The sequence below is a fragment of the Streptomyces sp. CBMA123 genome, assembly GCF_014596465.1.
GTDB lineage: Bacteria > Actinomycetota > Actinomycetes > Streptomycetales > Streptomycetaceae > Kitasatospora.
On the sequence record NZ_MECK01000209.1, the window covers coordinates 1 to 9,147 of the forward strand.

Consider the following 9,147-nt stretch of genomic DNA (forward strand, 5'->3'; position numbering starts at 1 on the left):
GGGCGGTACCAGCACGGCGGCGTCGCCGACCAGTTCGGGGATGCCGCCGACGGCGGTGGCGACCACCGGCAGGCCGGCCCGCATCGCCTCCTGGACCACCAGCGAGCGGGCCTCCCAGCGGCTGGAGACCACCACCACGTCGGCGGCGGCCAACAGGTCCGGCACATCGGTGCGGTAGCCGAGCAGACGCACCGGCAGCTTCTCGGCGGCCACCCGCTCGCGCAGCGGGCCCGCCTCCGGGCCGTCCCCGGCGAGCAGCAGCAGCGGCTCGGGGTCCAGCGCGGACAGCTCGCCGGTGGCGTCCAGCAGCGTCCCGAAGGCCTTCTGCGGGACGAGCCGGCCGACCGCGAGCACCAGCGGACGGTCCGGGCCGTCGCCGAGCAGCGCGGCCCGGGCCTCGGCCCGGCCGAGCCGGCCCTCGGGCATCGGCGGGGCCGCCACCGGGCCCAGCCGGGCGTCGGTGGCGCCCAGTTCACGCGCCCGGGCGACCAGGTCGGAGGAGGCGCCGAGGACGAGGTCGGCGGCGCGCGCCACCCGGCGCTCCATCAGCCGCTGCAGCCGCCGCTCCATGCCGGTGGCCAGCAGCGCGTGGTGCGAGGTGACCACCAGCGGGGTCTCCGGCCGCAGGCCCGGGAAGCGGCCGGCGGTGCGCAGCGCGAGGTCGGACAGCAGTCCGGCGCGCAGCCCGTGGGCGTGCACCACGTCGGCGCCGGTGAAGGCCCGGCGCAGCTCGCCGATCGCGGTGGCGTCGCTGCGGGCCCCCGCGGTGGGGGTGATGTCGACGGTGTGGAACCGCGCGCCGGTGCGGGAGAAGCCGAACAGCGCGTCCGTGCCGGCCGGTGCGCAGACCGTGACGGTCACCCCGTGCGCGACCAGGCCCTGGGCCAGGGAACGCACGTGCGCACCGATGCCGCCGGTGCTGGCGGCCAGGACGAGTACCACCTGCAGCTGCCCCGGTTCCGGGGCGGCCGTGGTGGCCCGGGCGGCGGAATGGTCCACGTCGTCTCGCATCCGACTCGATCAGGTTCGCGCACCGCTTCGCGAGGATTGCCCGCCCGGCGGCGCTCGGGACTGGAAAGCCAGTGTCCAGCCGCCACCATGCCAGGTCGGCGGCCCTCTTGGACAGTCGGCGCCACCGGGGGCGCGTCGCCGTCCTGCGGGGGAGGGCCGCCGGTCCCGGCTACCGGTGGCGGGGGGCCCGGGCGGTGGCCAGCAGCTCCTCGGCGTGGGCCCGGCCCAGCTCCGAGTCCTCCAGGCCGGCCAGCATCCGGGAGAGTTCGCGCACCCGCTCCTCGTCGTTCAACAGCTTGACCCCGGAACGGGTCACGGTGCCGTCGTTGGTCTTCTCCACCACCAGGTGCCGGTCCGCGAACGCGGCGACCTGCGGCAGGTGGGTGACCACCACGACCTGGGCGGATTCGGCCAGTTTGGCCAGTCGGCGGCCGATCTCGACCGCCGCCTTGCCGCCGACGCCCGCGTCCACCTCGTCGAACAGGTAGGTGGGGACGGGGTCGGCGCCCGCGAAGACCACCTCGACGGCGAGCATCACCCGGGACAGCTCACCGCCCGAGGCGCCCTTGGCGATCGGGCGCGGCTGGGCGCCCGGGTGCGGGGCGAGCAGCACCTCGACCTCGTCCACGCCGTGCGGCCCGTACGCGACGGTGCGTCCGTCCAGCTCGATGCCGGCCAGGTCGTCGACCCGGGTGATCGAGAAGGTCACCCGGGCGTGCGGCATGGCGAGTTCGGCGAGTTCGGCGGAGACGGCCGCGGCGAAGCGCCCGGCGGCGGCCTGCCGGGCGGCCGACACCTCGGCCGCCAGTTCGGCCAACTCGGCCCGCAGTTCGGTCTCCTGGGCGCCGAGCTGGTCGATCCGCTCGTCGTCGCCGTCGAGTTCGGCGAGCCGGTCGGAGCCGGCCTCGGCCCAGGCGATCACCTCGGCGAGGCTGTTCTCCTCACCGCCGTACTTGCGCAGCAGCTGGGCCAGGACGGCCCGGCGGTCCTCGACCGCGGACAGCCGCACCGGGTCGGCGTCCAGGTCGTCGGCGTAGCCGGCCAGGTCCCCGGCGACGTCGGCCAGCAGGTAGCCGACCTCGTTCAGCCGGTCGGCGAGGGCGGCGAGGCGCTCGTCGTGGTGGCGTACGGCGTCCAGGGCGCGCCGGGACTGGGCGAGCAGGGTGCCCGCGTCCAGCGCCTCCGGGTCGGCCGGGTCGCCGGCCAGGGCGGCGTGGGCGAGGGTCGCCGCGGAGGACAGCGCGTCGGCGTGGCCGAGCCGCTCGGCCTCGGCGGACAGCTCGACGTCCTCCCCGGCCACCGGCTCGGCGGCGGCGATCTCGTCCAGGCCGAAACGGAGCAGGTCGGCCTCCTGGGCGCGCTCGCGGGCCCGGGTGGTCAGCTCCTCCAGGGTGGCCGCGACCTCGCGCAGGGCGCGGTAGGTCTCCCGGTAGCGGGCCAGCGGCTCGGCCACCGTCGCACCCGCGTAGCGGTCCAGCGCGCCGCGCTGGCGGGCCGGGCGCAGCAGCCGCTGCTGGTCGGTCTGGCCGTGCACGGCGATCAGGTCCTCGCCGAGCTCGGTGAGCAGCCCGACCGGGACGGCCCGTCCGCCGACGTACGCCCGGGAGCGGCCCTCGGCGGAGACGGTCCGGCTGATCAGCAGGGCTCCGTCGTCCAGTTCGGCCCCGGCCTCGACGGCGCGGGCCGCCACCGGGGAGTCTGCGGGCAGCTCCAGCCGGCCCTCCACCACGGCGCGTCCGGCGCCGTGGCGCACCAGGCCGGGGTCGGCGCGCCCGCCGAGCAGTAGGCCGAGGCTGGTCACGACCATGGTCTTGCCGGCCCCGGTCTCACCGGTCACGGCGGTGAAGCCGGGGGCCAGCTCGACCACCGCGTCGTCGATGACCCCAAGATCCCGTATCCGCATCTCGTCCAACACGGAGACGACCTTACGAGGTTCCGCCCCCGGAGCGCGACGAGCGGCAACGGCGCGCGGCAACTCCGTGCCGCCAAGTTCATCCGTTCCGGGAGTTTTGGGCGGCGGTGGGCACCGTGCACCACGGCAGGAAAAGCTGCACCAGCGGGCCGATGAGCAGCGCGTACAGCACCGTGCCGACCCCGGCGGTGCCGCCGAGCAGCAGCCCGACGGCCAGGACGGTGACCTCGATGCCGGTGCGGATCAGCCGCAGCGAGCGGCCGGTGCGCCGGTGCAGGCCGGTCATCAGGCCGTCGCGCGGACCGGGGCCGAGCCGGGCGCCGATGTAGAGGCCCGAGGCCAGGCCGTTGAGCACGATCGCGGCGGCCGTCAGCGCGGCCCGGGCGGGCAGGCCGTGCGGTCCGCCGACCAGCCGCAGGGTGAGGTCCATCGCCGCGCCGATCACCAGCACGTTGGCGACGGTGCCCACCCCCGGGCGCTGGCGCAGCGGGATCCACAGCAGCAGGACGAGGGCGCCGCAGATGGTCACCCAGGCGCCCACGGTGAGGCCGAGCACCCGCTGCAGGCCCTGGTGGAAGACGTCCCAGGGGTCGAGGCCCAGGCCCGAGCGGAGCATCAGCGCCATGCTCACCCCGTACAGGGTGAGGCCGACGGCGAGCTGCGGGAAGCGGCGGCCCAGCGCGTGGGTGTCACCGAGGACGCGCACGGCGAGCCCCGGCCGGGCGGGCTCCACCGGCGGGGCGGCGGGCGCCGACGTGGACGGGGATGTGGACGGGGATGTGGGTGCGGTGGTGGTGGCCACTGGAGCTCCTGCGGGCGGTGCTGCACCCCCGGGGTCGGCCCGGGCGATGGCGGCTCGACGGCCGCCCTGCCATGATGAACAGTCCAATACGGCCCACGAAAGGGCCAATCCCGAGCAAGTGGACTGATGAGGCCATGGCCGACTGGCACACCACCGTCACCCCGCCCGCACTGGCCCGGCTGCTCGCCACCGCCCGGCTCCCCGACCCGGCCACCGCGCGCCGACCGGCCTACCGCACCCTCGCCGGGCAGATCCGGCTGCTGGTCACCGACGGCCGGCTGCCGGTCGGCGCCCGGCTGCCCGCCGAGCGCGAACTCGCCTCCGCCCTGGAACTCAGCCGCACCACCGTCGCCACCGCCTACGAGACCCTGCGCGGCGACGGCTACCTGCTCAGCCGCCGCGGCGCCGGCAGCTGGACCGCCCTGCCCGAGGGCGCCTCGCCGCCCGGCGACGCCCTGCACCCCGTCCCGCCGGACGAGCAGGGCCGGATCCTGGACCTCGGCGTCGCCGCCCTGCCCGCCCCCCAGCCCTGGCTCGGCCGGGCCGCCGCCCGGGCCGTCGAACTGCTGCCGCACTACGCCGCCGGGCACGGCCACTACCCGACGGGCGTCCCGGTGCTGCGCGAGGCCGTCGCCCGCCGCTACACCGAGCGCGGACTGCCCACCACCCCCGACCAGATCCTCGTCACCACCGGCGCGATGGGCGGGCTGCACCTGGTCCAGCGGGTCCTGGTCGGCCGCGGCGACCGGGTCGCCGTGGAGGCCCCCAGCTACGCCCACACCCTCCAGGCGCTGCGCCTCACCGGGGCGCGCCTGGTGCCGGTCCCGTACACCTCCGGAGGCGGCCGGGCGCGTTGGGACCTCGAGGAGTGGCAGCGGGTGCTGCGCGGGGCCGCCCCCAAGGTCTCGTACGTCATCCCGGACTTCCACAACCCGACCGGTGCGCTGATCGACAAGGAGCAGCGCCGCCGGCTGCTGGCCGCCGCCCGGGCCGCCGGGAGCATCGTGCTGGTGGACGAGACCACCGCCGAACTCGGCTGGGGCGTACCGGAGTCCACACCGCTGCCGCGCCCGATGGCGGCCCTGGACCGCTCCGCCCAGGTGGTCACCGTCGGCTCGGCCGGCAAGCTGCTCTGGGGCGGGCTGCGGATCGGCTGGGTCCGGGCCGCGCCCGCGCTGGTGCGCCGGCTGGCCACCGAGCGGGTCTACAGCGACGTCGGCACCCCGGTGCTCGACCAGCTGATCGCCGCCGAACTGCTGGGCGAGCCGCTGCCCGAGGTCCGCGCCCACCAGCTGGACCGGCTACGGGCCACCGCGCACGCCTTCGCCGCCGCGCTGTCCGAGCGGCTGCCCGAGTGGAGCTTCCCGCCGCCGCCCGGCGGCCTCGCGCTCTGGGTCAACACCGCCGGCCTGTCCGGCGCGGCGCTGGCCCAGGCCGGCGAGCACGCCGGGATCCGGATCGCCGCGGGCAACCGGTTCGGCTCGGACGGCGCCTTCGAGCACCACATCCGGATCCCGCTCACCGTGCCCGCCCCGGCCGTCCCCGCCGCCGTCGAACGGCTGGCCGCGGTGGCCGACCGCGCCGCGGCGGGCGGCCGGCTCGTCCCGGCCGACGAGGGCCAGGCCCTGGCGGTCTGAGCGATCCGACGGACCGTCAGCAGGGAGTGTTCGAACGGCCGCGCCAACCCGTCACCGGGAGCGCGAACTTGGCCACCAGCCGGTCGGTGAACGGCGCCCGGTGCAGCCGGGCCAGCCGCACCGGCGTCTGCCCCCGGCGCACCTCCACCCGTGCGCCGGCGGGCAGTTCGACCGAACGCCGCCCGTCGCACCAGAGCACCCCGTGCGGGGTCTTGGGCTGCACCTCGACGGCCAGCACCGAGTCCGGCGACGTCACCAGCGGCCGGGCGAACAGCGCGTGCGCGGAGATCGGCACCATCAGCAGCGCCTCCACCTCCGGCCACACCACCGGCCCGCCGCCCGAGAACGCGTACGCCGTCGAACCGGTCGGCGTCGCGCAGACCACCCCGTCGCAGCCGAAGTTGGAGACCGGACGGCCGTCCACCTCGGTCACCACCTCCAGCATCCGCTCCCGGGACGCCTTCTCGATCGACGCCTCGTTCAACGCCCAGTCCTGGTGCACCACATCGCCGTTGGTCCGGACGATGACGTCGATCGTCATCCGCTCCTCGACCTCGTAGTCGGCGTCCACCACCCGCTCGACCACCACCGCCAGGTCGTCCCGCTCGGCCTCGGCCAGGAAGCCGACCCGGCCGAGGTTGATCCCCAGCATCGGCAGCCCGTGCGAGCGCGCCAGCTCCGCGCCGCGCAGCAGCGTGCCGTCGCCACCGGCGACCAGGATCAGCTCGCAGCCGTCCGCCGCGCCCGGCCCCTCGGCCACCTTCTCGACCCCGTCCGGCAGGTCGAGGTCCACCGCCTCGGTCTCCAGCAGCCTGATCCGGAGCCCCGCCTTCAGCAGCCCGTGCACCAAGCTCTCGACGCTGCGCAGCGCCGCCTCCCGGCCGGTGTGCGCGATCAGGAAGACCGTGCGTTCTTCATCGCTCATGCCGCTGCCCTCTCCCTACGCCTGCCGGGTCGCCCTCGGCCCGGTGTGGCCCCGCCATCCAGCATGGCGGGCCGGACGCTCGCAGAGCACCCTACCGGGGCCCTTCCGCCACGGCCCGGTCCGCGTCCGCGGGGTCCAGCTGCGGGGCGTCCCGGCGCATCCAGAGGAAGTACTCGACGTTCCCGGACGGCCCCGGCAGCGGGCTCGCGGTGACGGCGCGCACGCCGAGCCCCAGCTCCCACGCCTGGCCGGCCACCTGGCGCACCATCTCGGCGCGCAGCTGCGGGCTGCGCACCACTCCGCCGCTGCCCAGCCGCTCCTTGCCGATCTCGAACTGCGGCTTGACCATCAGCACCAGGTCCGCGTCCGCGGCCGCGCAGGCGGCCAGCGCCGGCAGCACCAGGCCCAGCGAGATGAACGACAGGTCGCCGACCACCAGGTCGACGGGGGTGCCGCCGATCGTCTCCAGGGTCAGCTCGCGGACGTTGGTGCGGTCCATCACCGTCACCCGCTCGTCGCTCTGCAGCGACCAGGCGAGCTGCCCGTAGCCGACGTCCACCGCCAGCACGTGGGCGGCCCCCGCCCGCAGCAGGACGTCGGTGAACCCGCCGGTCGAGGCGCCCGCGTCCAGCGCCCGGCGGCCCTGGACCACCAGGCCCTGCGGCACGAAGGCCGCGAACGCCCCGGCGAGCTTGTGCCCGCCGCGCGAGACGTAGTCGGGGTCGTTGTCGTCCTTGGCCACCACGACCGCCGCCGCGGTCTCCACCTGGGTGGCCGGCTTGGTCGCGGTGGTCCCACCGACGGTCACCCGGCCGGCCGCGATCAGCTCGGACGCGTGCTCACGCGATCGGGCCAGCTTGCGGCGGACCAGCTCCGCGTCGAGTCGGCGTCGTGCCACTGCCACTGGTGTTTCAGCTCCTACGAATCCTGCGGATCATTCCTGGTCGAGCGCGGCCAGCGTGTCGGCGAGCCGCTGGTGAACATCTTCGTACACCGCGACGTGTGCCTCGGCCGGGACCCCGTCCAGAGCCTCCAGCCGGTCCAGCCCGGCGTCCACCCCGGGGTGCCCGGTGGGCAGCAGTTCGACGCCGAGCGGCTCGACCGCGCCGACCGCCGCGACCGGCTCGAACGCCTCTGCCACGTCTGCGGACGTGCTCGGCTCACTCGTCCCGGACATCGGGCTTCTTCGTGCTGGTGGCCTTGCGGACGGTGGTCTTCTTCGTCGCCGTGCGCTTGGCCGGGGCCCCGGGCTGGCCGTCCGCCTGGGTCCGCTGGGCGGCGGTGGTCTTCTTGACCGTGGCCTTCTTGGCGACGGTGGTCTTCTTGACCGTGGCCTTCTTGGCGACGGTGGTCTTCTTCGCCGCGGCGCCCTTGGTGCTCGCCGGCTTCTTCGCGGCGGCCTTCTTCGCCGTCGCCCCCTCGGTCGCCGATGCCTTCCCGGCCGCAGGCTTCCCGGCCGCCGGCTTCTCCGCCGGCTTCTCGGCCACCGCCGCAGGCGTCACCGGCGGATCGACCTCGACCGGCTCGTCCACCTCCACCCGCTCCGCCACTATCGGCTCCGCAGCCACCCGCTCGTCCTCGAACTCCCAGCCGCGCCCGAACAGGTCGCCCGCCCGGGGCGCCGGCACCGGCTCCTCCGCCGGGTACCCAGCCGGGTACGGGTCCGCTCCGGGCGACGCCCCGGCCGGCTCCTCCTCGACCTCGCGCAGCTTGCTCTCCAGGTACGCCAGCACCACGCCGACCTTGGTCACCTGGTCGCCGACCCTCTCGAAGACCTTCTCGACCTCGCCCCGCGCCACCCCGACGGCCAGGTCCACCCCGGCCCGCCCGGCGGTGACGGCCTCCTCCGCCAGGGTCTGCAGCGTCTTCGCGGACGGCGGGAACTGCCCGCCCAGCTTGCGCTCGACCTCGACCACGTCGACGCCGGTCTTCTCCAGGACCGCGGCAGCCGTGTCGACGACCCGCTTGCCGACCTCCTCCACCACCACGGCGGCGGCCGCCACCGCTCCCCGCACCGTCCTCGGCAGCATCCGGGTGCCTCCTCCGCGCCTGCGCGCGTCTCGCTCCGTCGCCCTCGGTACCCGGGCGATTCCGGGCACCCCACAGACGACGCTACCGCCAAAACCCTTCTGAGGTACCGTGGCCCGGCAGTCCGCACCGCAGCGACCTGGGGATGGAGGGAGCGCCATGGCGAACGCCGAGGAGTGCCGGGAGGCGCTGGAGCAGCTCAGCCGGAACATGGCGAACTCCACCGGCGACGTCCGCAAGGCCGCCGCCCTCGACCGCTCGCTCAGCTGCCGGATCACCGACCTCGACCTGACCTTCACCGGGCAGCTGCGCGACGGCCGGATCCAGGACCTCGTCGCCACCCCCGGCATGCCCGCCGAGCAGGCCGCCATCCGGCTCACCATGGCCGGCGACGACCTGCTCGCCCTGGTCGGCGGCGAACTCAACTTCGCCTCCGCCTGGGCGAGCGGCCGGGTCAAGCTGGAAGCCGGCTTCCGCGACCTGCTGCGGCTGCGCACCCTGCTCTGACACCGGGGTCGGGCGTCGGTTCGGACGTCCGAGCTGGACGTCCGTTTCAGGCCCTTGGTCCGGCGTCTGCTTCGGGCCTCCGTGCCAGACACCTGCCTCGGCTGTCCGGCTCAACCGTCCGGCTCGGACATCCGTGTCAGACGCTCACCTCAGACGTCCAGCTCGCGCGGCCGTCTGAGACCTCCGTCTCAGACGGTGTCAGAACTCGAGCTCGGCCAGCGCCTTCCGCCCGTCCACCGGCCCGCCGTCCTCGTCCAGCGCCGTCCACGCCGCCGCGCACAGCGCCCGCAGCCCGTCCCAGCGGTCCCCGGCGCCCGCCAGCCGC

Annotated in this window: 10 protein-coding genes; 2 read left to right on the forward strand and 8 right to left on the reverse strand. The window is 75.6% G+C overall.

Annotated features, from left to right (window positions below; translation table 11 throughout):
* From BG452_RS22625 to BG452_RS22635, 3 genes are all read right to left on the reverse strand, one after another.
* Nucleotides 1-1,011: glycosyltransferase family 4 protein (locus tag BG452_RS22625; protein ID WP_223242600.1), on the reverse strand; the 1,011-nt coding region annotated here is incomplete at its 3' end.
* Between the two features lie 169 nt (nt 1,012-1,180).
* Nucleotides 1,181-2,914: a DNA repair protein RecN gene (gene recN, locus BG452_RS22630; RefSeq protein ID WP_188306182.1), complete on the reverse strand. Its 1,734-nt coding sequence runs from the start codon at nt 2,912-2,914 to the stop codon at nt 1,181-1,183.
* Nucleotides 2,915-3,002: 88 nt separating this feature from the next.
* Complete coding sequence (locus BG452_RS22635) at nt 3,003-3,656, reverse strand: hypothetical protein (protein ID WP_317621179.1); 654 nt, start codon at nt 3,654-3,656, stop codon at nt 3,003-3,005.
* 203 nt (nt 3,657-3,859) lie between these two features.
* Between BG452_RS22635 and BG452_RS22640 the strand changes: the two genes are divergently transcribed.
* Complete coding sequence (locus tag BG452_RS22640; protein WP_188306176.1) at nt 3,860-5,362, forward strand: PLP-dependent aminotransferase family protein; 1,503 nt, start codon at nt 3,860-3,862, stop codon at nt 5,360-5,362.
* A gap of 16 nt (nt 5,363-5,378) precedes the next feature.
* Here BG452_RS22640 and BG452_RS22645 read toward each other — a convergent pair whose 3' ends face one another.
* From BG452_RS22645 to BG452_RS22660, 4 genes are all read right to left on the reverse strand, one after another.
* On the reverse strand, nt 5,379-6,287 hold the full coding sequence (locus tag BG452_RS22645; protein ID WP_188306177.1) for an NAD kinase: 909 nt from the start codon (nt 6,285-6,287) through the stop codon (nt 5,379-5,381).
* A 91-nt stretch (nt 6,288-6,378) separates the two neighbouring features.
* Nucleotides 6,379-7,185: a TlyA family RNA methyltransferase gene (locus BG452_RS22650; RefSeq protein WP_188306183.1), complete on the reverse strand. Its 807-nt coding sequence runs from the start codon at nt 7,183-7,185 to the stop codon at nt 6,379-6,381.
* 36 nt (nt 7,186-7,221) lie between these two features.
* Nucleotides 7,222-7,428, reverse strand: a complete 207-nt coding sequence (locus BG452_RS22655; protein ID WP_188306178.1) for a hypothetical protein — start codon at nt 7,426-7,428, stop codon at nt 7,222-7,224.
* 19 nt (nt 7,429-7,447) lie between these two features.
* Nucleotides 7,448-8,317, reverse strand: coding sequence for a hypothetical protein (locus tag BG452_RS22660; RefSeq protein ID WP_188306179.1), 870 nt, complete (start codon nt 8,315-8,317; stop codon nt 7,448-7,450).
* Nucleotides 8,318-8,474: 157 nt separating this feature from the next.
* Between BG452_RS22660 and BG452_RS22665 the strand changes: the two genes are divergently transcribed.
* Complete coding sequence (locus BG452_RS22665) at nt 8,475-8,822, forward strand: SCP2 sterol-binding domain-containing protein (protein ID WP_188306180.1); 348 nt, start codon at nt 8,475-8,477, stop codon at nt 8,820-8,822.
* A gap of 198 nt (nt 8,823-9,020) precedes the next feature.
* On the opposite strand, the gene BG452_RS22670 is transcribed toward BG452_RS22665, so the two are convergent.
* The gene (locus BG452_RS22670; protein WP_262986033.1) at nt 9,021-9,143 is read right to left on the reverse strand and encodes a hypothetical protein; all 123 of its coding nucleotides are present in this window, start codon (nt 9,141-9,143) and stop codon (nt 9,021-9,023) included.
* Between the last annotated feature and the right edge of the window lie 4 nt (nt 9,144-9,147).

What these genes read in the sequence shown, in the direction of transcription:
- BG452_RS22660 (WP_188306179.1), bottom strand. Translation starts at nt 8,317, where the DNA reads ATGCTGCCGAGGACGGTGCGGGGAGCGGTGGCGGCCGCCGCCGTGGTG.
- BG452_RS22640 (WP_188306176.1), top strand. Translation starts at nt 3,860, where the DNA reads ATGGCCGACTGGCACACCACCGTCACCCCGCCCGCACTGGCCCGGCTG.
- BG452_RS22645 (WP_188306177.1), bottom strand. Translation starts at nt 6,287, where the DNA reads ATGAGCGATGAAGAACGCACGGTCTTCCTGATCGCGCACACCGGCCGG.
- BG452_RS22665 (WP_188306180.1), top strand. Translation starts at nt 8,475, where the DNA reads ATGGCGAACGCCGAGGAGTGCCGGGAGGCGCTGGAGCAGCTCAGCCGG.
- recN (WP_188306182.1), bottom strand. Translation starts at nt 2,914, where the DNA reads ATGCGGATACGGGATCTTGGGGTCATCGACGACGCGGTGGTCGAGCTG.